This window comes from Lysobacter sp. GX 14042 (genome assembly GCF_021390425.1).
Lineage (GTDB): Bacteria > Pseudomonadota > Gammaproteobacteria > Xanthomonadales > Xanthomonadaceae > Novilysobacter.
Genome location: NZ_JAJUWY010000002.1, coordinates 305,568 through 327,869, shown reverse-complemented (window position 1 = coordinate 327,869; position 22,302 = coordinate 305,568). Strand labels below are relative to the sequence as shown.

Below are 22,302 nucleotides of genomic sequence, written 5' to 3'. Positions count from 1 at the left end.
GCGTTACGGGTTCTGGAAGTTCAGGGTGGACAGCTGCTGGGTCAGGAAGCTGCTGATCGAATTCATCTGCGCGACCATGCCGTCCAGCGCGCTGAACTGGCGGATGTAGTTGGCCTCGGTGCGCTCGATGCGCCGGTCGAAGGCCTCGCGCTCGGTCTCCAGCAGTTTCAGCCGCGAGTCCAGTGCCTCGGTGCGGCCCTTGATCAGGCCGTCGTCGCCGACCCAGGACTTCAGCGAATCCTTCAACGGCTGGCGCAGGCTGCCCTCGTCGCCGAACAGCCGGGCGACCGCTTCCGGGTCCTTGGCGATGACGGCATCGAAGGTGGCCCCGTCCAGGCTGAGGGTCCCGTCGACCTTGGTCTTCAGCCCCAGCTTGGCCAACTCGCCGTAGTGCTGGCTGATCATGTTGCGCAGGCTGGAGGTCATCCCACGGGGCGCCGAGTCGCCGCTCAGCGCCGCGCCGGGGGTGTCTTCGCCGCCCGCCGCGCTCTGGGTGCGCAGGGCGCCGATCGCCGTGTTGTAGGCGCTGATGAAGCCGAGCATGCTCGCCTTCAGCGTGCTGGCATCGGACTTCATCTCCAGGGTGAACGGCTCGCCGGGCTTGGCCTCGGTGAGGTCCAGGGTCACCCCGTCGATCAGGTCGTCCAGATGGTTGCTGCTGCTGGTCCGGGTCAGGCCATCGACGATGACCACCGCGTCGTTGCCAGGATCGGCCACGGTCATGCTGTCGCCGGTGGTGGCCAGCGCGTCCAGGCCATCGCCGCTGGCTGAAATGGTCAATCGGCCCTCGGTGCCGGTGCCGGTGGCGGCCAGCACGAGTACTTCGCCCTCGTCGCCACGCACCAGGGTAGCGGTGAGGCCTTCGCCCTGCGCGGCCTTGTTGATCGCATCGCGGATATCGGACAGCGTGCCCTTGCCTTCCGCGATCTCGACCGTCAGCGGCTCCTCGCCGCCAAAGTCGATGCTCAGTGTCCCGTGCCCGAGCTGGGCGTCGGCGGCACGAGGGGCGGATTGCAGCTTGTGCGTGGTGGCCAGGCTCTCCACCGAGACCCGGTAGCTGCCCAGGGCCGCCTTGCTGTTGGCGGTGGCGGTGAACCCGGCCTTCTCCGGCACGTTGACCTTGCGGCCCGGCATCGCACCGTCGCCGGCGAACTTTTCCAGCGCGCTCTGCACGCCCGAAAGCCCGGAACTGATCTTGCCGAAAGCCGAGATCTGCGCCTGGGCGGTGCTTTCGATGCGGTTGAAGCGCGCATCGCCGGGCGCACGCTCGGCGGCGACCAGCTGGCTGATCAGGTTGTGGTCCAGGCCGGACGCGATACCGATGCTTGAAAGGGTTGCCACCTGCGTCTCCTCGAGCGGTGCCTTGCGGTCGATCCAGCAGTGCCAGCAAGAAGCGTTCCGACGGATCCCTGGCGCGCCGCGCCTGCGTTCCGTTCAATCCCGGTAACGGCAAAACCACCTGGACCTTTAGCTTTTCGGTGATCCGCGTCACATCCACCGTCGTTCCCGCGAACGCGGGAACCCAAGGACGTACCAAACAAAAACCGGCCAGCAGCTTCCGCCACTGGCCGGTCCCGGAGAGAGAACTCCGATGTTGCAGCGATCAGCGCAGCAGGCTGAGCACGCTCTGCGGCGCCTGGTTGGCCTGGGCCAGCATTGCGGTACCGGCCTGCTGCAGGATCTGGGTCCGCGACAGGTTGGCGGTCTCCTTGGCGTAGTCGGCGTCCATGATCCGGCTGCGCGCAGCCGACAGGTTCTCCGAGCCGGTCTGCAGGTTGGTCACGACCGAGGAGAAGCGGTTCTGGATCGCACCCAGGTCGGCGCGGGCGTCGTTGACCGACTTCAGAGCGGCATCCATGGCGAGCAAGGCCTTGTCGGCGCCACCAGGCGTCGAAATATCGAGGTTCTTGAAGCCGACGTTGTCCGTAACGGTCACGTCATCCGGGTCGCTTTCCGTGGTGTAAGTCCCAGCAGCCGCGAGCCCGGTGGCGCCGGCCGTGGCGCTATCACTCATCTCGATTTTGATATCGGAGCCATCCAGGGTGCTCAGAGTGACGGCACCATCGTCGCCGGCAGTGGCGGTGACTCCGGTCTTGGATGACGCGGCGTTGATGGCTTCGGCTACGGCGGTGCCACGGGCGGTGAAGGCGTCGGCCTCACCGGCCGGGATCGCTGCAATCTCGACGCCATTGATCTTCAGGTCGCCCTCGGCGATGGCGGTGACTGCTGTCGGAGCCGCGCCCGCAACCGAGAGCGACTGGTAGCTACCAAGCTTGTCGATGTTCGCATTGGCAATGGCGGCAATGTCGATCGTCTCACCCTGGTTGGCGCCAACCTGGAACGACTGGTTGGTGAAGCTGCCATCGAGCAGTTTGGTCCCATTGAAGTTGGTGGTATCGGCGACGCGGTCGATCTCCGCCTTCAGCTGGTCCACTTCCTTCTGCAGGGCGGCGCGGTCATCGGTGGAGTTGGTCGCGTTGCGCGACTGCACGGCCAGCTCACGGATGCGCTGCAGGTTGTTGCCGATCTCGCCCAGCGCGCCCTCGGCGGTCTGCGCCAGGGAGATGCCGTCGTTGGCGTTGCGGGCGGCCTGGTCCATGCCGCGGACCTGGGTGCTGAAGCGCTGGCTGATGGCCAAGCCGGCGGCGTCGTCCTTGGCGCTGTTGATGCGCAGGCCCGAGGACAGGCGCTGGATGGTGTTGCCGAGGTCCGCGCTGTTGGTGCTCAGGTTGCGCTGCGCGTTGAGCGACATCACGTTGGTGTTGATGACAGACATTTGAGGTCTCCTGGATTCGGAAGTCCGGCGTTTCGCGCCGGTTGGCGTTGCAGGGGCCTGCCGTGATCCGGTCCTGTCCGCTGCTGTTTTGGATATCGGCCCGGGGGCGGGAGGCTTTAGGCCGTTTTGAAACTTTTTTGCTTTTTCCTGCGTTCGCTGCTAGGGCGCGGCGCAGGCATGCAGATGCCTCGCCCCTGTTATCGGGCGGGGCTCGGGGAACTGAAGGGTGTCGCGGACTTGCTGCTTACGCAGCCCAGCTGGACTGGTCTGTCGGGATGAGTCCCTTGGGGTCATGCGCCGCCAGCCATTCCGGCTCAAGACGGTCGTTGAACAGCACCACGTTCAAGCCGGCGGGCTCAGCGAGGCTGGGAAAGATCAGGCCGATCTCGTCGCCATCCCTCAGCATGTCTCCCAAGGCCCAGCTCGGTGGCTCCAAACCATCCACGAACATCTGGCGCCAGTCGGTACCCCAGTCATGCCACAGCGGATCCCACGTGTCGTCGAGAAGCCGCAGGTCCACGAGGTCGGGCAACTCCGATACGTATGTGATGAGGGTGAAGGGATCCGAAAGGGGATCGTCTTGCCGGTACTCGGCCGCGCTGGTCTGAATATCCAGGCTCAAGTACAGCGCTTCAATGCCCTGGCGGTTGAAGCGTCCGCCGGACCTGGCGGCCCCGGCACCACTCATCGGCTGGGAAGCCCAACGCGGGTTGTGGGCACGATAAAGCGGGGTGCCGACACCCAGCCGGGAGTACCTCATCCGTTCTGGCCGCCGGAGATGGATTGCAGGTAACGCAGTGCCTTGCCGGTGTCGCCATCTTGGACCGCCTCAAAAAGCGTCCGTTGGCCAAGTACCCGGATCGGCGTGTTCTTCATGTGGAAGGCCGCGTCCCCGGCATCCGGCTTGATCGCGACCAGGGCCATGAACACGCGGTTGTAGTCGCGCATGCGTTCCTGGGTGCGCGGGCTGTCCGGGTGCAGGCGCATGGTGTTGCGATGCACGCCCAGGGCGGTCGCCATGGTCGCCAGGTCCAGGTCCAGCAGCGATGCGAACTTTGCCGGCGACAGCCAGGTCTGCCCGGGTTCGCGGAACAGTTCGGTGGAGTCCTGCAGGACTGCTGACATGGTGCGCGCTCCTGTGCACAGGTTCGTGCACAGTATACGCACGTGCGTGCGTTACAGCTTGTTGAACAACGACAGCCCCTGAATGCGCAGGGTCACCTGCTGGGCCGCTTCCAGCGCGTTGAGCTGCATGCCCAGGCGGGTGGCGGCCTCGGCGTAGTCGGTGTCGCGCAGGCCCGAGAGGGTCGACTCCAGCGCCAGGGCAGTGGACTCGCGGCTTTCGGCGGCGTTGTCCAGGGTGGACAGGCGCGCGCCGGTGCTGGCGCGGGCAGCGAGCAGGTGCTCCTGGGCACTGCCGAGGTCGCCCAGCGCACCGCTGAGGATGTTGGCGCGGCGCGCATCGGCCGCCGGATTGCCGCCGGGGGTTTCCAGCAGGTCGGCGATGCCGTCGAGCGTGGCGAAGATGTCACGGGTGCCGGACGGCTCCAGGCTGAAGCTGTCGCCGGCCGCGGGAGCGCCGCTGAGCTGCATCTGCACGCCGCCGGCGCTGATCGCCTGGCCGGATTCCCAGCTGCCGCTGGCGATCTCCGCGCCCCCGGCGTCCAGCACCCGGTACTGGTCCGGTGCGGTGAACTCGGCGGTGATGCCTTCGCCGTTCCAGCTGCGGTGGTCGGTCACGCTGGCCTGCTTGAGGACCCCGCTGCCGGTGTTGGCGTCGCCAGCGCTGGCGCGGACGATGCCGTCGCCAGTGGGCATGCGCATGAACAGTGCGCTGCCCGGGTCGGTGTCGGCGACTGACAGGCCGGGTGCGACCTCGATGTCGTTGCGCCCGTCGTTGCCGGCGTAGCTCACGTTGCCGGCGCCGTCGGTGAAGGGCACCACGCCGTCGCGGGTGCCGGCGAACAGCGCACGCCCGGCGCCGTCCTGGCGGTTGGCGATGTCCAGCAGCTGGGAGCGGATTTCGCGCATCTCCACCGCGATCAGCCGCCGGTCCTGGTCCGACAGCGTCGGGGTGTTGGCGCGCACCACCAGGTCACGGGCGCGGCCGAGCTGGTCGCCGGCGTCCGACAGCGCGGTTTCCTGCATCTCCAGCCGGCGCTGCGCGTGGCCGGCATTGCCCTTGAACTGCCCAAGCGAGGCCAGCGCATGGTCCAGCTGCTGCGCCGCCGTCGCCGCCGCGGGGTCCTGCCCGGCCCGGCTGAAGCGCATGCCGCTGCTGATCTGCTCGCTGGTGCGGGCCAGTTCGGACTGGCGCTGCATCATCGCCTGCAGCCCCTGCAGGTACATCCCGGCGGTGGAGATCCTCATCGTGGCCTCATGCGGTCATGTCCGTGGCTCAGCGGCGGACCGCGCCGAGCAGGGTCTGGAACAGGGTGTCGGCGGTGGCGATGACCTGGGCGGCGGCCATGTAGGCCTGCTGGTAACGCAGCAGGTTGGCGGCCTCCTCGTCCAGGTTCACGCCGGAGATGGACTCGCGCTCGGCGCTGACCTGGGTGTCGATCGCGGTCTGTGCCTCCAGCGCCAGCTCGGAATGGCGGGCCTCGCCGCCGACCTTGCCGGTGAACTGCGCCAGGGCGGTGCCCAGGTCCAGGGTGCCGCCGGCCAGCAGGTCGAGTTCGTCGAGCCCGGCCAGCTGGCGGGCGTTGGCGTTGTCGGCCGAGCGCGGCGGGGTGGGGGCGGCGCTGAAGCGGTCGCCGGGCGCCGGGGTGCCGTCGATGTCGAGTTCCCAGCCCTCGCCGCGGATCGGCTGGCCGGGCTGCCAGGCCACCGGGGTGCCGCCGTTGACGGTGTACTGGCCGGCATCGATGAACTCGATGGTGGCGGTGGCCGCGCTGGCGAAGGCGGCCGGGTCGGTGATGCGGCTGGCGCCGGGCGTGGCCTTGCCGAGGTTCGCGGCGTCGGCGGTGGCTTCCAGCGGCGCGGCGGCGGCGATGGCGTAGGGGTCTTCCAGCACCATCTGCAGGCCCGCGGCGGCGCCGGCGGTCGGACGCAGGGAGAAGCGGTCGCCGCTGGCCGGGGTGCCGTCGACTACCAGTTCCACGCCACCGACCTTCAGCGGATCCCCGGCGGTGCCGCTGCCGCTCAGCGGGACCGGCTGGCCGGTGTCGGCGCGGGTCGCGCTCCAGGCGCCGCCATCGAAGCGCAGCACCAGGTCCTGGCCGGTCAGCGCGCCGAGGTCGCCGATGCGGCTGGTGAAGCCGGCATCGCCGGTGTTGCCGGCATGGCGGTCGACCCGGGGCGGGGGCAGCTCGAACATGTCCGCGCCGGGCTTGCCGTTGTAGTCCACGCCGGCGCGCTGGGTGGCGTTGAAGCCTTCGGCGAAGGTGGCGGCCAGCCGCCCGAGCTCGGCGCGCGCCGGATCCAGCACCCGGTCGCGGAACTCCAGCAGCCCGCCGATCTCGCCCGACACCGCGCTTCCGCCCAGCGGCATCGGCTGGCCGGTGGCGCCCTGCAGCGACAGCTGCAGGCGATCGGCGCGGTACGGGTCGGGCAGGGTGCCCAGCTCCATCGACCGGGCGCCCAGCACCAGGGCCTGGCCGCCGGTGGTGAACACGTTCACCGAGCCGTCGTCCTGGGCCACGGTTTCCACCCCGACCAGTCCGGCGAGCTCGCCCAGGCGCAGGTCGCGCTGGTCAAGCATGTCCGGGGAGGCGTTCGGGCCGGCGGCGGCGATGTCGCGGTTGAGCCTGGCGACCTCGCCGGCCAGGCGGTTGGCGGTGCCGACCTGGGCCTTCAGCCGGTCGTTGACCTCGCTGTCGAGCTGTCCCATCTGCCGGTCGAGCTGGTTCCAGCGCGTGGCCAGCTGGGTGCCGGCGGACAGCAGGGCGCCGCGCGCGGCCGACGAGGCCGGCTCGGCGGTCACGCCCTCGGCCGCGGCGAAGAACTCCGACCACGGCAGGGCCAGCCCGCTGACACTGTCGGACACCACCGTGTCCAGGCGTATCGCCAGCCCGGACAGCTGCTGCAGCCGGCCCATCTCGCCGCTGCTGTCGAGCTGGCGGCCCAGCACCAGGCCGTCGGCCAGGCGCTGCAGCCTGGCCACGTCGACGCCGGCGCCGAACTGGCCGGGGCCGGTGTTCTGGCCGATGCGCGCCTGCATGTCCACCCGTTGGCGGCTGTAGCCGGGCGTGCTGGCGTTGGCGACGTTGTGGCCGACCGTGTTCAGGGCCCGCTGGAAGGCGAGCAGTGCCGAGCTGCCGGTGGAAAGCATCGAACTCATGGTCAGCCCCGGGTGCCGTTGCCACCGCGCATGGCGACCATGCGGCCGGCCGGCAGCCCGTCGCCCGGCAACGCATCGAGTGCGCGGCGCAGGGTCGGACCGTTGGCGATCGCGCTGATCTTGGCGGCGTAGGAGGGATCGGTGGCGTAGCCGGCCTTCTGCAGGGCCCGGGCGAACTGCGCCGGGTCCCCGCCGGAGGCCAGGGCGCCGGCGTAGCGCTGGCTGCGCATCAGCTTCGCGTAGTCATCGAAGCTCTGCTGCACCGAGTCGTAGGCGCGGAAGTTGTCGCGGATGTCCACCCGCTGGCCGCCGTAGTACTCGTGGGTGCCGGAGGCGACCTTCGCGCCCTTCCAGCCACCGGTGGCCTTGATGCCGAACAGGTTGTGCGAGTCCGCGCCACCGACCAGCCGGCGGCCCCAGCCGGTTTCCAGCGCGGCCTGGGCGACCAGGGCCCTGGGCGACACGCCGAGTTCTTCGGCGGTCTCGCAGGCGGCCGGCCAGATCGACTTGACGAACGCCTCGGGGCTGCTGGCGTCCAGCTTCACCGGGCCGCGGTTGGCCGGCGGGACGGGCAGGGCCGGCGCGGCGAGCGGCGCGGCGGCGTCGATCGACACTCCGCTGTCGGTGCCGGCCAGCGACAGCACCGGTTCGGTCATCGGCAGGTCCTGCATCAGGCCCTTGTGCATCAGCATCGGATTGCGCGCCGGCAGCGCCATCGCGCCGGCGGACGCCATCGGCATGTCGATCGCCGCGGCACCCAGCTGGAAACCGGCGCCGCCGGCACGCCCCGCAGCCGGCAGCGGCAGGGCCCCGCCGGCATCGGCGTCCACCTTTGGCTGCAGGCTGCGGCCGAGCTGCTTCTCGATCATCGGTGCCAGCCCGAGGCCACGGCCCCGGGTGAGCTGGTCGGCCAGTTTCTGGTCGTACATGTCGCGATAGGTGGTGTCGCCACCGAACATCGCGTCGCCCATGCCGGTCTCGCGCATGGACTTGATCATCATCCGGGCGAACTGCGACTCCAGCTCGCGCGCGGCCGTGCGCACCCGCTCCGGCGAGGTGGCCGAGGCGGGCTGCTGCAGCGACATGGCGGTGGCGGATTGCAGGTGCATGGCCGGTCAGATCACTTCCAGCTCCGCCCGCAGGGCGCCGGCGCGCTTGAGCGCCTCGAGGATGGCGACGATGTCCCCCGGCGCCGCGCCAACCGCGTTGACCGCGCGCACGATCGCCTCCAGCGAGCTGCCGCCCTCGAACAGGAACATCCGGTCGCTGCCGGTCTCGGTGGCCTCGATGGTGCTCTGCGGGGCGACCACGGTCTGGCCGCCGCCGAAGGCGCCGGGCTGGCTGACCACTGCGCTCTCGGTGATCGACACGGTGAGCGAGCCGTGCGAGACCGCCGCCGGCAGCACGCTGACCTGGCCGCCCATGACCACGGTGCCGGTGCGCGAGTTGACGATCACCTTCGCGGCCGCCATGCCCGGGCTGACCTCCAACGATTCCAGCTGGGCCAGGAAGCCGATCCGGTCGCCCGTCGGCGGATCGACCTGGATGGTGACGCCGTCGATCGCGCGGGCATGCCCGGGGCCGAAGGCGCGGTCGATCGCCTGCACCACGCGCGAGGCGGTGGTGAAATCGAATTCGTGCAGGTTGAGGGTGACCGTGCCGCCGGCCGCGCCGCCGCCCGCCATGCCGGCGGCGACCGCGCGCTCGACGATGGCGCCGTTGGGGATGCGGCCGGTGTTGGGCGCGTTGACCGAGATCCGCGAGCCGTCGCGCCCGGAGGCGCCGAAGCCCGAGACCACCAGGCTGCCCTGGGCGATCGCGTAGACCTGCCCGTCGGCGCCCTTGAGCGGGGCCATCAGCAGGCTGCCGCCGCGCAGCGAGCCGGCGTTGCCGATCGAGGACACGGTCACGTCGATCGGCTGGCCGGGCTTGGCATGCGGCGGCAGCTCGGCGGAGATCGCCACCGCGGCCACGTTCTTGAGCTGCGGATTGACCCCCGGCGGAATGCTGACGCCGAGCTGGTCGAGCATGGTCTTCAGGCTCTGCACGGTGAACGGGGTCTGGCTGGTGCGGTCGCCGCTGCCATCCAGTCCCACCACCAGCCCGTAGCCGACCAGCGGATTGCCGCGGACCCCCTCGACCTGCGCCAGGTCCTTGATCCGCTCGGCGTGCGCCGGCGTGCCGGCGAGGACCAGGGCGGCGAGCACCAGCAGGCTCCGGAAGATGTGCATGGTGGTGGCCTCAGTAGGGGAAGGCGGCGGAGTTGAAGAAGCGCCCCAGCCAGCCCATCGCGTTGGAGCGCGCCAGGGTGCCGCGGCCGCCATAGGCGATCTGCGCATTGCCGACGCGGTCGGAGGTGATGCGGTTGTCGGGACCGATATCGGCGGTGCGCACGATGCCTTGAACCTGGACCAGCTCATCGCCCTGGTTCAGGCGCATCTGCTTGCTGCCGCTGACCAGCAGGTTGCCGTTGCCCAGCTCGCGGACCACCTGCACGGTGATCTCGCCATCCAGGCGGTTGCTCTGGGTGGAGTCGCCGGCACCGGCGAAGTCGCGGCCGGCCTCGACCTCGGCCTGCAGGATCGGCGTGCCGTTCACGGTCACCGGGCGGCCGCCGATGATCGGCGCGCCCAGGCTGAAGCCGCTGTCCTTGGTCACCGCGGTCTGTGCGCGGCTGGAGGAGGAGGTGCGCTCGACCAGCACGATGGTCAGCAGGTCGCCGACCTGCCGGGCCTTGTTGTCTTCGAACAGCGACATCCCGCGCGGCGCCGCATGGCTGGCGCCGGCGTAGATCGAGCCGGTGGACTGGGCGGCCGGGGCGGGGTAGCCGGCCGGGGGCGCCACCATTGCCGTGTCGATGCCGGGGTAGGCGGCGACCGGCGCGTAAGGCTCGAACGGGCGCACGTCGCCCATCACGGTCGCGCAGCCGGTGAGGGTGAGGAGGCAGAGGACGGCGATGACGTCGTTCCCGCGTACGCGGGAACCCATGGACGTTCCGCGCCGGACGGCAATGTCCTTGGATTCCCGCGTACGCGGGAATGACGGGGACGTACGCGGGAATGGCGGGAAAATGTTCATCGCCATCACAGGTTCTGGTTCAGGAAGCCGAGCATCTGGTCGGTGGTCGAGATCGCCTTGGCGTTGGTCTCGTAGGCGCGCTGGGTCTCGATCATCGACACCAGCTCCTCGACCACGTTGACGTTCGAGCTCTCCAGCGAACCCTGGATCAGCAGGCCGGCGCCGTTCTCGCCGGGAGCGCCAAGCTGCGCCGGGCCGCTGGCGCCGGTCTCCACGTACAGGTTCTCGCCCTTGGCCTGCAGGCCGGCGGGGTTGATGAAGTCGGCGATGGTCAGCGCGCCGATCTGCATCGCCTCGGCTTGGCCGGCGACCTGCACGCTGACCGTGCCGTCGGCGCCGATGGTCACGCTCTGCGCGCCTTCCGGGAACTGCAGGCCGGGCTGCACCGGGTAGCCGGCGTTGGTGACCATCTCGCCCTGGGCATTGATCTGGAAGCTGCCGTCGCGGGTGTAGGCCGGGCTGCCGTCGGGCAGCAGGACCTCGAAGAAGCCACGCCCGTTGATCGCCACGTCCAGCGCGTTGCCGGTCTGCGCCAGGTTGCCCTGGGTGAACTGCTTGGCGGTGGCGGCCACGCGCACGCCGGTACCGGTGGACAGGCCGGACGGCAGCTGGGTCTGCTCGCTGCTCGCGCCGCCGGGCTGGCGGACGGTCTGGTAGAGCAGGTCCTCGAAACTGGCACGGTCGCGCTTGAAGCCGGTCGTGTTGGTGTTGGCGAGGTTGTTGGAGATCACCGCCATGCGCGTCTGCTGCGCGTCGAGGCCGGTCTTGGCGATCCACAGGGCCTGGGTCATCGGTCAGTCCTCCGGGTGTACGTGTCAGCGCGCCGACAGCAGGGAATTGGCGGCCTGCGCGTTCTCGTCGCTGCTCTGCAAGACCCGTACCTGCATCTCGAACTGGCGCTGCAGCTGGATCATCGAGACCAGCGCGCCGGTCGCATCGACGTTGCTCTGCTCCAGCGCGCCGGTGGTCAGGACCTCGCCGGCGGCGGGTGGCAGCGGCTCGGCGCCGGCCGGCAGGTGCATCAGCCCGTCCTCCCCGCGCTGCAGGGCGGCGGTGGGCGCGCCGGCGACCTGCAGCCGGGCGACTTCGGCGATGTTGGCCGGCGGTTCGCCCAGCGGCACCACCGAGATCGTGCCGTCGTTGCCGATGTGCAGGCTCTCGTGCGGCGGGATCGCCACCGGCGCGCCCTGCTGGTCGAGCACCGGCAGGCCGGAGGCGGTGGTGAGCAGGCCGTTGGCGGTCAGCGTCAGGTTCCCGGCGCGGGTGTAGCCGGTGCCGCCACCGGGGGCCTGCACCGCCAGCCAGTGGTCCTGGTCCAGGGCGATGTCGAGCGGGTTGCCGGTCGAGTCGATCGCGCCCGGGACCGCGCTCACCCCCAGCGCCTGGAAACTGGCGGCGGTCCGCGAGGCGTGCCCCGGGCCCCCGACCGGCGCGGCCATGGTGCCGGCCAGGGTGGCCTGGAAGCCCACCGTGTCCGCATTGGCGAGGTTGTGCGATACCGAGCCCTGCGCACGCAGGGTCGCGCTGGCACCGGTCATCGCCACGTACATGGCCTTGTCGATCATGGGTGTTCCCTCTTCCGTCGTTCCCGCGTATGCGGGGATGACGATGACGCGTTTAGCGGATGTTGATCACCGTCTGGGTGACCTGGTCCTGGGTGGAGATCATCTGGGCGTTGGCCTGGAAGTTCCGCTGGGCGGTGATCATGTTCACCAGCTGCTCGGTCAGGTCGACGTTGGAGGCCTCCAGCGCGCCGCCCTGGACCAGGCCGAACTCCGAGGAGCCGGCGGTGCCGACCCGCGGGTCGCCCGAGGCGGCGGTCTGCGACCAGGCGTTGTCGCCGATCGACTGCAGGCCCTGCGGGTTGGCGAAGTTGGTCATCGCCACCTGGCCCAGCGGGGTGGACACGCCGTTGGTGTAGCGCGCCTGCACCACGCCCTCGGCGGTGATCTCGATGCCGGTCAGCCGGCCGGTGGCATGGCCGTCCTGCGACAGCGCCGAGACCGAGAAGCGGTCGCCATACTGGCTGGTGCTGCCCAGGTCCACGGTGACCTCAAGCGGCGCGGCGCCGTTGCCCGGGTCATGGGCGCCCAGCGCCACGCTGGCCGGCGAGGGCGAGACCAGCGCGCCGGTGTCGGAGTACTGCAGGGTGGTCGGGCCGCCGACCGCCTCGCCATCGATCGAGGTGTGCACCTGCCACTCGTTGGGGTTGGCGGTCTTGACGAAATGGAAGCTCTGGGTGTGCGCCGCGCCCAGCGAGTCGTAGACGGTGAGCGAGGTGGTGTGGTTCCAGCTTTCCGGGTCGGCGGCATCGAAGGTGCCGACGGTCGGCACCTCGGCATTGGCCGGCAGGTTGGTGCCCACGGTCACCTTGCCGCTGGCGCGCGGCGGGGCATCGCCGGTGGCCAGCTGCAGGTCGCCCAGCCGGCCGGTGTCGAAGCCGGTGCCGCTGGCATTGGGCGGGAACACCTGCAAGCGGTGGCCGGCCGGGTTGACCACGAAGCCGTCGTCGTCGGCGCCGAAGTTGCCGGCACGCGAGTACACGGTCGCGCCGCGTTCGGACAGGGTGAAGAAGCCCTCGCCGCTGATCGCCAGGTCCAGCGCACGGCCGGAGAACTCCACGTTGCCCTGGCCGAACTGCTGGGCGACGGTGGCCAGCTTCACGCCGGCCCCGACGGCGTTTCCCGACAGGCCATAGGTGGAGACCGGGAACAGGTCGGCGAACTCGGCGCGCGACTGCTTGAAGCCGGTGGTGTTGGCGTTGGCGATGTTGTGCGAGGTGACGTTGAGGTCCTGGGTGGCGGCGTTCATGCCACTGCGGGCGACGTGGAAGCTCATGGCGTGCTCCTGGAGAGTGTTGGATGCGTCAGCCGACGCGGCGGACCGAGGAAAGGGGGTGGCTGCCGAGGCCTTCGAGGTTCAGCACCAGGCCGGTCGGCTCGATGGAGACGCTCTCGACCTTCGCCGCCAGCCGTACCTGCAGCGAGCGGGTGTCCTCGCCGGCGCCGCTGCTGGCGCGGAAGGTGTAGTTGCCGGCCGGCGCGTTGCCGCCGTCGGCCGCGCGTCCGTCCCAGGCGAACTCCAGCGCACCGGCGCCGGTGGCCTCCAGCTCCAGCCGCTGGACGGTCACGCCGGCCTCGTTGACGACCTCGACCACGACCGGGCCGGAGGTCTCCGCGGCGATCTCGCCCGACACCCCGCCACCGCCGGACAGGGCGACGCTGTCGACTTCCACCAGCGCGTCGTGGCCGACCAGCGCGGCCGCCCGCAGGGCCTGGTCGGACTCCATCACGCTGGCCATCGAGCCCATCGCCAACTGCATGTCGCCGATCCCCTGCACCGTGGAGAACTGCGCCAGCTGGCCGAGGAACTGGGTGTTGTCGAGCGGGTTGAGCGGGTCCTGGTGCTTGAGCTGCTCGGTCATCAGGCGCAGGAAGTCGGCCTGGCCGAGGCCGGTGTCGCGCTGGGTGGGCTGGTTGGCCAGGCCCATCGCGCCCCAGGGGTTGTCGTTGCTGGTGCTGCCGATCGCGGTCATTGCGGGCTCCGGTCAGGGATCACTTGCCCATCCCGAGCGTGGCGGTGGCCAGCTCGCGGGCGGTGTTGAAGACCTCGACGTTGGCCTGGTAGCTGCGCGAGGCGGAGATCATGTCGACCATCTGCGCGACCGGATCGACGGCGGGGGCATAGACGTAGCCGTCGCCGTCGGCAAGCGGATGGCCGGGCTCGTAACGGCGGATCGGGGCGGCGTCGGACTGGGTGACTTCCAGCACGTCCACGCCCGACAGTTCCGGCTTGCCGGCCACCGGGGCGACCGCGAACACCGGCTGCAACGGGCGGTAGACCTCGTCGGGGTTGCCGGTGACCGAGTCGGCGTTGGCCAGGTTGCTGGCCACCGTGCTCAGGCGGACCGACTGCGCGGTCATGGCGCTGGCGGCGACATCGAAGATGGGAAGGTTGCTCATGCGCGCGCCCCGGTCACTGGCCGGTGATCGCGGTCAGCATCCCGCGCACCCTGGATTCGACGAAGGACATCGAAGCGCGGTACTCCAGCGCCGCCTGGGCGAAGCCGGCGCGGGCGCGCTCGGGATCGACGGTGTTGCCGTCGAAGCTGGGCTGGGAGGAGGGTGCGTCGAACCGCGCCGCGGCCGCGGCGGCGGCCACCGGATCGCTGCCGGCCGGCTGCGCCGGCCCGGTGGCCATGCGCAGGGCGGCATTGAAATCCAGGTCCTGGGCCTGGAACCCGGGCGTATCGGCGTTGGCGATGTTGGCCGCCAGCACCTGCAGCCGCTGCTCGCGCAGCGCCAGGGCAGTGCCGTGGATACCAAGGAAATCGGACATCGGGCCCTCCGGGACGGTTCTTCCCCGGGGGTCAGGCAAGCCGCGTGCCAGAAGATCGAGAAACGAGCAAAAGCGGGAAACGAGTGAAGAGGAGTGAGGAGTGAGGGATGAGCAGGCACGGCAGGGGCCGTCCCCACCGTCGTTCCCGCGGACGCGGGAACCCACGAACGTCCTTGGCTCCCGTGTTCGCGGGTACGAGGGGATCAGGCAACCGCCTGTCGCGCCTCTACTCGTTCCTCACTCCTCTTCACTCGTTCCTCGCTTACCCCGCTCCATCCGCACGGCGATCCGCTGGGCCAGCTCGGTCTCCGAGTACTTGGGCACGAAGTCGTCGGCGCCCACCTGCTCGACCATCGCGTGGTTGAACACGCCCGACAGCGAGGTATGCAACAGCACGTACAGGTCGGCCAGGGCCGGGTCGCGCCGGATTTCCGTCGTCAGGGTGTAGCCGTCCATGGACGGCATCTCGATGTCGGAGATGACCATGGCGTAGCGCGAGGATGGCGCGACGCCGGCGTCGGCGAGCTGGCGCAGGTGCTCCAGCGCCTGGCGGCCGTCGGAGAGCAGGGTGGCGGCCAGGCCGAGCTGGTCGAGCACCTGGCGGATCTGGTTGCGCGCCACCCGCGAGTCATCGACCACCAGCACCTCGTTGCTGGCGCCGGCGACCGGTTGCAGCGGCTGGATGGCATGCAGTTCGCTGCCGCGCGGGGCGGATTCGGCGAGCACGCTTTCCACGTCGATCAGCTGGATCAGCTCGCCCTGGTAGCGGGTCACGCCGGTCAGGTAGTGGCCTTCGCGGCCCATGTCCGGCGGTGGCTGGATGTCCTCGACGGCGATGTTGACGATGCGCTCGACCCCGGCCACCAGGAAGCCCTGCACGCTGCGGTTGAATTCGGTCACCACCAGGTAGGCCGGCTCGGCGCCGCCGGTGTCGTGGCCGGCCTGATGGCCAATCGCACGGGCCAGGTCGAGCACCGGTACCGTCCGCCCTCGGACGTCGGCCGCGCCGCGGAACGCGGACGGCAGCTGCGGCAGGGTGAACAGCGGCGGGCGCGGGATCACTTCCTGCACCTTGAACACATTCACGCCAAAAAGCTGGCGCGGCCCCAGGCGGAAGAGCAGCAGGGCCAGCCGGTTGTGGCCGGCCAGCCGGGTGCGCTGGTCGATGCGGTCAAGCAGTTGCTGGCTCATGCACCGGATGACGGCCATCGCGACGCGGACTTGAGCCGGTCTTCGGCCCGGCACCCGTCACGCCCGCGCATGCGGGGCATCCACCGGTCTTCGGCCCGGCACCCGTCATGCCCGCGCACGCGGGCATCCACGGACACGAAGGCACGGGTCTTGCCTCTCCCCCGGCGAATCCATCGAAGGAGGGCCGGATGCACATCGGTTCCGCCATTACCGTCCTGCGGCATTGCCTGCTGGCGCTCGTCCTGGCGGGGGCATGGGCCGGCGCGCCGGTCGCCGCGCAGGAAATCACGCCGCCCGCCGATATCGCGGCAGCGGCGCTGTCCGCGCTCGGCCTGCAGGACACCGCCTCGGAGGCGCGGGTCGACCCGGCCCTGCGGCTGGCCGCCTGCAGCACCGCGCTGGCGGCTGCGTCCACCGGGCCGCGTACCGTCCAAGTGGCCTGCAACGACACGCCCGGCTGGCGGCTGTATGTCCCGGTGCGGGTCAGCCGCCAGGCGGCGGTCGCCGTGCTCACCCGCCCACTGGCCGCGGGCGAGGCGATCACCGCCGGAGACGTGGCGGTCCGCCAGCGCGGCATCGGGTCGGCCGATGCGGGCATGCTGGTGGATCCGGCGCAGGTGGTCGGCCGGACCGCCACTCGCGCGCTGGCGCCCGGCGCTCCGCTTGCCGATGCCGACGTGGCGCAAGGCCGGCTGCTGCAGCGCGGCGATCCGGTGGTGCTGGTCTCGCGCAGCGGCGGGATCGAGGTCCGCATGCCCGGTCGTGCGCTCGGGCGTGCCGCGCCCGGCGGCACCGTGGCGGTGGAGAACACCGGCTCGCGGCGGATCGTGCGCGGCCGGCTGGTGGGGGACGGCGTGGTGGAGGTGGTGCGCTGAACGGGATCGCCGACGACGCTAAAGTTGCCTGCGTGCCGGTCGTTATCCGGATTGACCGAGCAATCAGGAGCGTGTCATGAACCACAAGATCCAGGGCCTGCCGCCAGCGATGCCGCGCGCCGTTGAAACCGGTGCCGCGGTGCCTGCGCGCAGCCCGGCGGGCGGTGACCGCTCGCAGGCGGTGGACGCCTCCCCGGCTGCCGACAGCATGCGCCTGACCGGCGAGGCGGCGGGCCTGCAGGCGCTGCAGCGTGAGCTGGGCAGCGCCCCGGCCGGCGTCGATGTCGAGAAGGTCGAGCAGGTCCGCGCCGCGCTGGCCGACGGCAGCTACCGCGTCGATGCGCAGCAGGTGGCCGACCGCCTGCTGGCCTTCGAGTCCGCACTGCTGAAATGAACCTGACCGGGCAGCCATCGCCGGCGGTCGACCCGCTGGACACGCTGGAGGGCGCCCTCCAGGCGGAGCGCCGTGCGCTGCTCGAGCACGACGTGGATGCCCTGCTGGCGTCCACCCAGGCCAAGCTGGTGGCGCTGAAGCGGGTCGAGCAGCATTCGCTCGACGCGGCGGCGGCCGCGCGCGTCACCGCGTTGAGCGAGCTGAACCGGGCCAACAGCGTGCTGCTCGCGCGCCGGCGGCGCGAGGTGACCTGGGCGCTGCGGCACCTTGGCCGCACCGAGGCGACGGGTGTGTACGATGCGGGGGGCAGGTCCGCCGCACGTGCACAGGCCCGATGCCTCGGAGTGGGATGAACCAGCCGCCTGACGCCAGCCCCGAACCGACCGCCTGGAGCGCCGACGCGCGCTGGGCCCTGGCGATGGCCGATGCCGCCGTCGTCCTGCTCGATCCCGACGCCACCGCGCGCCATGAAAATGCCGCCGCGCGCCGGCTGGTCCGGCGCCTGGCCAACGCCGTGGACGTTCCTGACGATCCTTCGGTTTCCGCCTGGCCGGCCGGCGAGGCCGCGCGCGAGTTGCTGGCGCTGGTGCCCGACGGCGCCTGGGACAGTGCCTGCGTGGACGGCCGCTGGCGCGGCCAGGTGAGCGCCGGCAACCCGCCGCTGCTGCTCGAAATCAAGCTGTTCTGCGACCTGGCCGCCAGCCCGGCGCGGCGGCTGGCGGTGTTTGGCGACGTCACCGCGCGCGTCGAGCGCGAGGACGAGCTGCAACGCGCGCAGAAGAAGCTGGCCGGCACCCGCGAGCAGCTGCTGCAGGCCGAGAAGATGGCCTCCATCGGGCAGCTTGCCGCCGGCGTGGCGCACGAGATCAACAATCCGATCGGCTACGTGCATTCCAACCTGGGCACGCTGCAGGAGTACACCGGCGCGCTGTTCGGCCTGATCGATGCCTACGCCGAGGCCATGGCCGACGGGGATCCGGCCAGCCACCGCGAGGCCCTGGCCGCCGCCCGCGAGCAGCTGGACATCGACTTCATCACCGGCGACCTGCCGCCGCTGCTGAAGGAGTCGCGCGAAGGCATCGAGCGGGTCACCCGCATCGTCCGCGACCTGAAGGATTTCTCCCACGTCGAGCGCGATGCGCCGATGCGCCCGGCCGACCTGCAGCAGGGCCTGGAGTCGACCCTCAACATCGTCTGGAACGACCTGAAGTACAAGGCGCGCATCGAGAAGCACTTCGCCCCGATGCCGCCGGTGGAATGCCATCGCTCGGAGATCAACCAGGTGCTGATGAACCTGCTGATCAACGCCGGGCAGGCGATCGACGAGCGCGGCACCATCGTGCTGGCGACCGGGGCCGGCGATGGCGAGGCCTGGATCAGCATCAGCGACTCCGGCTGCGGGATGCCGCAGGAGGTGATCGACCGCATCTTCGATCCGTTCTTCACCACCAAGCCGGTCGGCCGCGGCACCGGGCTGGGCTTGGCGATCTGCTACGGCATCATCGCCAAGCACCACGGGCGCATCGAGGTCTCCAGCACGCTGGGCGTGGGCAGCACGTTCCGGGTGGTGTTGCCGGTGGCCCAGCCGGGCGGCGCCACCGCCACGGACCCGCCGGGCGGCTGATCGCGGCATCCGGCACGGGCGGAGTGGTCAGAACGCCTGCGGGCCGGGCTGGCGGGCCTCGTGGTCGCGGAAGGCGGCCTGGATGTGCTCGCGCAGCTCGTCGTCGTCCCAGGGCTTGGTCAGGAAGCGGTAGATCGCCCCGCGGTTGATCGCCTCGGTGATGCTCTTCAGGTCGGTGTAGCCCGACAGCACCATGCGCACGGTGTCGGGGTAAAGGTCGCGCACCCGGCCGAGGAACTCGGTGCCGCTCATGTCGGGCATGCGCTGGTCGGAGACGATCACCTGCACCGGGTTGGAGCCCAGCAGGTCGAAGGCCTCGCGCACGCTGTTGGCCGCCAGCACCCGGTAGCCGTCGCGGCGGAACAGGCGCACCAGCGAGCGCAGCACGTTCTCCTCGTCGTCGACCAGCAGCAGGGTACGCTCGGGATGGGTGCTGGCGAAGGCCTGCGGCAGCAGGAAACGGCGGCGGATCAGCTCGTCCAGGCCTTCCGCCGGCAGCGGCTCGCCGAACAGGAAGCCCTGGAAGAAATCGCACTGGTTGCGGCGCAGGAAGCCCAGCTCGGCCTCGTTCTCCACGCCCTTGGCGATGATCTTCATGTCCAGACGGTGGCCCATGGCGATGATGCCGCGCACGATCGCCGCGCTGCGGGTGTCGCTGGGCGCGTTGCGGATGAAGCTGCGGTCGATCTTCAGCCGGTCCATCGGGTGCTGGGCGAGTGCCGACAGGCTCAGCCCGCCCAGGCCGAAATCCATCACCGTCAGCGTCGCGCCCAACTCGCGCAGCCCGGCGAGGTTGACGAACACCTGGCGGGTGTCCTGGGCCAGCACCCGCTCCGGGATCTCCAGTTCGATCGCCGCCGGCGGCACGCCGTGGCGGTGCAGCAGCCCGCCCAGGCGGTCCACGCACTCCGGGTCGCCCAGCAGCGACTCGGGCAGGTGCATCGCCACGCCCAGGTAGTCCAGGCCCTGGGCGCGCCAGCGGGCCAGCTGCCCGACCGCCTCCACGGTGGTCCACCAGCCCAACCGCTGGGCCAGGCCGACCCGCTCGACCATGTCCATGAAACGGTTCGGCGGCAGCAGGCCGTGCCCCGGGCTGTTCCAGCGCAGCAGCGCGCTGAAGCCGCAGATCCCGCCGTCGGTGGCGGCCACGGTGGGCTGGTAGTGCAGTTCCAGTTCGTGGTTGTCCAGCGCCTCGGCGAAGCGGCTGGCGAAACCGTCGCCGGCCGGCTGGCGGGCATCGCGGCGCTCGTACAGCGCGACGCTGTCGAGCCCTTCCTCCTTGACCTGCAGCAGCGCGTGCTCGGCGCGCGCCAGCAGCTCGGCGGAGTTGCGCGCATGGTCGGGGAACACCGCCACGCCGATCGAGAGGGTCACCGGGATGGTATAGGGCGGCAGCGACAGCGGCATGTCGAACGCGCCGCGCACCGCGTCGGCGACGGCGGTGCCGTCGGGCTCGCCCTCGCGGTAGCCGAAGCCGGCGATGAACTCGTCGCTGCCGCGGCGCCACAGCCAGGCGTCCGCCGGCAGCGCCTGGCGCAGCCGCTGGCCGATCGCCGCCAGGGCCTGGTCGCCGACCTCCTCGCCCATGTTCACGTTGATCGAGCGGAACATGTCGACGTCGATGTGCAGCAGCGCCACCCGGCGGCGGGTGGCGCTGGCCGCGGCCAGGGCGGTGGTCAGGCTGGGGCCGTTGGCGCCCAGCCGGTGCACGCCGGAGACCGGATCATGGGAGACGTAGCCGAACTCGTCGTAGCGCTGCGGGCTCATCGCACTGGCCGGCCGGACGCGGCGGTGGCGGTCAGTCGTCCTTCGGCGCCGAGCCGAAGTCGCCCTCGGCCTGCGCCGCCAGGTACGCAAATACCGCATAGGCGGCGACGTTCTGCGCCAGCGCCGCCGGGTCGATCTTGTCGAGGGTGTCGTCCGGGGTGTGGTGCAGGTCGAAGTAGTCGGTGCCGTCCTGCGCCAGGCGGGCCCACATCAGGCCCTTGCCGGCGAAGGGGATCAGGTCCGGTCCGGGGCCACCGGCGGAGCCGGCGTACTCGATGCCCAGCGGCGCGAGCGCTTCGGCGATCTGCCGCACCGCGCCTTGGGCGTGGTCCGGCGCACCGGAGCTGAGGGCGTAGATGCGGCCGGCGCCGAAGTCGCTCTCGGCGGCGATCAGGTGGTCGGTCACCTCGCCGGCGTACCGGTCGGCATACGCGCGGCCGCCCCACAGGCCCTGCTCCTCGTTGGCGAAGGCGACCACGCGGATGCTGCGCGCCGGGCGCTGCTCCAGGTCGCCGATCAGCTTGCCGGCGGCCATGGTGATGCCGATGCCGGCACCGTCGTCCACCGCGCCGGTGCCCAGGTCCCAGGAATCCAGGTGGGCGACGATCATCACCTTCTCCTCCGGCTTGCTGGCGCCGGTGATCTCGCCAATGACGTTCTGCGAGGTGTACTCGCCGTCCCAGCCCACGTCCAGGGCCAGGCGCACGCGGATCGGCTTGCCCAGCGCCAGCAGGCGAGTGAGCTGCTGCGCATCGGGCAGCGACAGGGCGGCGGCCGGGATCGGCTCCAGACCCTCGTCGAACCGGGTGTTGCCGGTATGCGGGTTGCGGTGCAGGTCGGTGCCGGCCGAGCGCATCAGGAAGCCGTCGGCGCCGGCGCGTATTGCCGCGGAGGGGCCACGGCTGCGCAGGGTGCCGCCGGGACCGTAACCGGCGCCGTCGCGCGCGCGCTCCATCTCGTAGTCGACGAAGGCGATCCTGCCTGCGAGGGAACCGGCCGGCGCGGCCTCCAGGGCTTCCAGGTCATCGAAGCGGACGATCTCGCCCTCGACGGTTCCACCCGGGCTGCCGCCCAGGGCGGTCAGGGTCAGTGGCTGGGCATGCTCGCCCACCACCTCGCCGCTCTCGCTGTGGCGCACCCACTTGGGGAAGGTGACCGGCTCGGTCCAGACCTTGTCGTAGCCCAGTTCGTGGAACTTGGCGATGGCCCACTCGACCGCGCGGGAGTCGGCCTCGCTGCCGGCCATGCGCGGGCCGACCTCGGTGGTCAGCGACTCGGTGATGCGGTAGCCCAGCTCGCTCGCCAGTGCCTGCTCGCGCAGCCGGTCCGCGGTGGCGAAACTGTGCTGCGGGATGCGGGTCTCAGCCTGCGCGGACTGCCCGGCGGCGGGTGCGGGAGCGGTGGCCAGCCCGAGGCCGGCGGCCAGGGCGACGGAGAGCAGCAGCGGGGCAAGGCGCATCGGCGGACTACCGGTAGGGAGATGGCGACCGAGCTTAACAGTGGCCTTCCACGCCGCTTGTGCCTCAAGTCACGCGCGCGGCCGGGCGAGGGCGTCGCGGATCTCGCGCAGCAGGACCACTTCCTCGCTGGGCTCGGCGGGCTTGTCCTCGACCGGTGCCTCCTCCTGCTCCTTCTTCAGGCGGTTGTAGCCCTTGAGCATCATGAAGATCACGAAGGCGATCAGCAGGAAATCCAGCACGGTCTGGATGAAGGCGCCATAGGTCAGGACCGGTGCCGCCGCTTCCTGGGCTGCGGCCAGGTTGGCGTAGTGGTGGCCGTCGAGGGCGATGAACAGCTGGGAGAAGTCGACCTTGCCCAGCGCCATGCCGACGATCGGCATGATGATGCCGTCGACCAGCGCCGTGGTGATCTTGCCGAAGGCGCCGCCGATGACCACCGCGGTCGCCAGGTCGATGACATTGCCGCGGGCAATGAATTCCTTGAATTCGCTCACCATCCCCATTGCTGCGTTCTCCG

General features: G+C 70.6%; 23 protein-coding genes. 4 read left to right on the top strand and 19 right to left on the bottom strand.

The window, feature by feature from the left end; genetic code table 11:
* Positions 1-3: 3 nt before the first annotated feature.
* From fliD to LY625_RS04850, 16 genes are all read right to left on the bottom strand, one after another.
* Positions 4-1,341, bottom strand: coding sequence for a flagellar filament capping protein FliD (gene fliD / locus LY625_RS04925; protein ID WP_233737964.1), 1,338 nt, complete (start codon positions 1,339-1,341; stop codon positions 4-6).
* Positions 1,342-1,603: 262 nt separating this feature from the next.
* Positions 1,604-2,776 carry a flagellin gene (locus LY625_RS04920; RefSeq protein ID WP_233737963.1) on the bottom strand — a complete coding sequence of 391 codons (1,173 nt, stop codon included), beginning with the start codon at positions 2,774-2,776 and terminating at the stop codon, positions 1,604-1,606.
* A gap of 244 nt (positions 2,777-3,020) precedes the next feature.
* A complete protein-coding gene (locus LY625_RS04915) occupies positions 3,021-3,536 on the bottom strand; it encodes an RES family NAD+ phosphorylase (protein ID WP_233737961.1) in 516 nt (171 codons plus the stop codon).
* On the bottom strand, positions 3,533-3,901 hold the full coding sequence (locus tag LY625_RS04910; protein WP_233737959.1) for a DNA-binding protein: 369 nt from the start codon (positions 3,899-3,901) through the stop codon (positions 3,533-3,535). Before LY625_RS04910 ends, LY625_RS04915 begins: the two co-directional genes overlap by 4 nt.
* Before the next feature lie 51 nt (positions 3,902-3,952).
* Positions 3,953-5,146 (bottom strand): flagellar hook-associated protein FlgL, encoded by a 1,194-nt coding sequence (flgL, locus tag LY625_RS04905; protein ID WP_233737958.1) that lies wholly within the window; start codon positions 5,144-5,146, stop codon positions 3,953-3,955.
* Positions 5,147-5,174: 28 nt separating this feature from the next.
* Positions 5,175-7,058, bottom strand: a complete 1,884-nt coding sequence (gene flgK / locus LY625_RS04900; protein ID WP_233737957.1) for a flagellar hook-associated protein FlgK — start codon at positions 7,056-7,058, stop codon at positions 5,175-5,177.
* A gap of 2 nt (positions 7,059-7,060) precedes the next feature.
* Complete coding sequence (gene flgJ, locus LY625_RS04895) at positions 7,061-8,167, bottom strand: flagellar assembly peptidoglycan hydrolase FlgJ (RefSeq protein ID WP_233737955.1); 1,107 nt, start codon at positions 8,165-8,167, stop codon at positions 7,061-7,063.
* Positions 8,168-8,173: 6 nt separating this feature from the next.
* Positions 8,174-9,289 (bottom strand): flagellar basal body P-ring protein FlgI, encoded by a 1,116-nt coding sequence (locus tag LY625_RS04890; protein ID WP_233737954.1) that lies wholly within the window; start codon positions 9,287-9,289, stop codon positions 8,174-8,176.
* 10 nt (positions 9,290-9,299) lie between these two features.
* The gene (locus LY625_RS04885; RefSeq protein WP_233737952.1) at positions 9,300-10,046 is read right to left on the bottom strand and encodes a flagellar basal body L-ring protein FlgH; all 747 of its coding nucleotides are present in this window, start codon (positions 10,044-10,046) and stop codon (positions 9,300-9,302) included.
* Between the two features lie 95 nt (positions 10,047-10,141).
* Entirely contained in the window at positions 10,142-10,927 is a 786-nt protein-coding gene (gene flgG / locus LY625_RS04880) for a flagellar basal-body rod protein FlgG (protein WP_233737950.1), read from the bottom strand.
* 24 nt (positions 10,928-10,951) lie between these two features.
* Positions 10,952-11,698: a flagellar basal body rod protein FlgF gene (locus LY625_RS04875; protein WP_233738334.1), complete on the bottom strand. Its 747-nt coding sequence runs from the start codon at positions 11,696-11,698 to the stop codon at positions 10,952-10,954.
* 55 nt (positions 11,699-11,753) lie between these two features.
* Complete coding sequence (gene flgE / locus LY625_RS04870) at positions 11,754-12,974, bottom strand: flagellar hook protein FlgE (RefSeq protein ID WP_233737948.1); 1,221 nt, start codon at positions 12,972-12,974, stop codon at positions 11,754-11,756.
* A 28-nt stretch (positions 12,975-13,002) separates the two neighbouring features.
* Positions 13,003-13,671: a flagellar hook capping FlgD N-terminal domain-containing protein gene (locus tag LY625_RS04865; protein WP_233737947.1), complete on the bottom strand. Its 669-nt coding sequence runs from the start codon at positions 13,669-13,671 to the stop codon at positions 13,003-13,005.
* A 19-nt stretch (positions 13,672-13,690) separates the two neighbouring features.
* Entirely contained in the window at positions 13,691-14,098 is a 408-nt protein-coding gene (gene flgC / locus LY625_RS04860; protein WP_233737945.1) for a flagellar basal body rod protein FlgC, read from the bottom strand.
* A gap of 13 nt (positions 14,099-14,111) precedes the next feature.
* The gene (gene flgB / locus LY625_RS04855; protein WP_233737943.1) at positions 14,112-14,474 is read right to left on the bottom strand and encodes a flagellar basal body rod protein FlgB; all 363 of its coding nucleotides are present in this window, start codon (positions 14,472-14,474) and stop codon (positions 14,112-14,114) included.
* 237 nt (positions 14,475-14,711) lie between these two features.
* Complete coding sequence (locus LY625_RS04850; RefSeq protein WP_233737941.1) at positions 14,712-15,665, bottom strand: chemotaxis protein CheV; 954 nt, start codon at positions 15,663-15,665, stop codon at positions 14,712-14,714.
* Between the two features lie 188 nt (positions 15,666-15,853).
* On the opposite strand from LY625_RS04850, the gene flgA reads away from it, so the two are divergent.
* The 4 genes from flgA to LY625_RS04830 all read left to right on the top strand — a co-directional run bounded on the left by flgA (position 15,854) and on the right by LY625_RS04830 (position 18,558).
* Positions 15,854-16,540: a flagellar basal body P-ring formation chaperone FlgA gene (gene flgA, locus LY625_RS04845; RefSeq protein ID WP_233737940.1), complete on the top strand. Its 687-nt coding sequence runs from the start codon at positions 15,854-15,856 to the stop codon at positions 16,538-16,540.
* Positions 16,541-16,616: 76 nt separating this feature from the next.
* Positions 16,617-16,934: a flagellar biosynthesis anti-sigma factor FlgM gene (flgM, locus tag LY625_RS04840; RefSeq protein ID WP_233737939.1), complete on the top strand. Its 318-nt coding sequence runs from the start codon at positions 16,617-16,619 to the stop codon at positions 16,932-16,934.
* Entirely contained in the window at positions 16,931-17,287 is a 357-nt protein-coding gene (locus LY625_RS04835) for a flagellar protein FlgN (protein WP_233737937.1), read from the top strand. Before flgM ends, LY625_RS04835 begins: the two co-directional genes overlap by 4 nt.
* Positions 17,284-18,558, top strand: coding sequence for an ATP-binding protein (locus LY625_RS04830; protein ID WP_233737935.1), 1,275 nt, complete (start codon positions 17,284-17,286; stop codon positions 18,556-18,558). The genes LY625_RS04835 and LY625_RS04830 overlap by 4 nt, the downstream gene beginning before the upstream one ends.
* Before the next feature lie 27 nt (positions 18,559-18,585).
* Here the strand turns inward: LY625_RS04830 and LY625_RS04825 are convergent, their stop codons facing one another.
* From LY625_RS04825 to mscL, 3 genes are all read right to left on the bottom strand, one after another.
* Positions 18,586-20,325 carry an EAL domain-containing protein gene (locus LY625_RS04825; RefSeq protein WP_233737934.1) on the bottom strand — a complete coding sequence of 580 codons (1,740 nt, stop codon included), beginning with the start codon at positions 20,323-20,325 and terminating at the stop codon, positions 18,586-18,588.
* Positions 20,326-20,356: 31 nt separating this feature from the next.
* Positions 20,357-21,784, bottom strand: a complete 1,428-nt coding sequence (locus LY625_RS04820; protein WP_233737932.1) for a M28 family peptidase — start codon at positions 21,782-21,784, stop codon at positions 20,357-20,359.
* A 69-nt stretch (positions 21,785-21,853) separates the two neighbouring features.
* Positions 21,854-22,288, bottom strand: coding sequence for a large conductance mechanosensitive channel protein MscL (mscL, locus tag LY625_RS04815; RefSeq protein ID WP_233737931.1), 435 nt, complete (start codon positions 22,286-22,288; stop codon positions 21,854-21,856).
* Positions 22,289-22,302 lie beyond the last annotated feature (14 nt).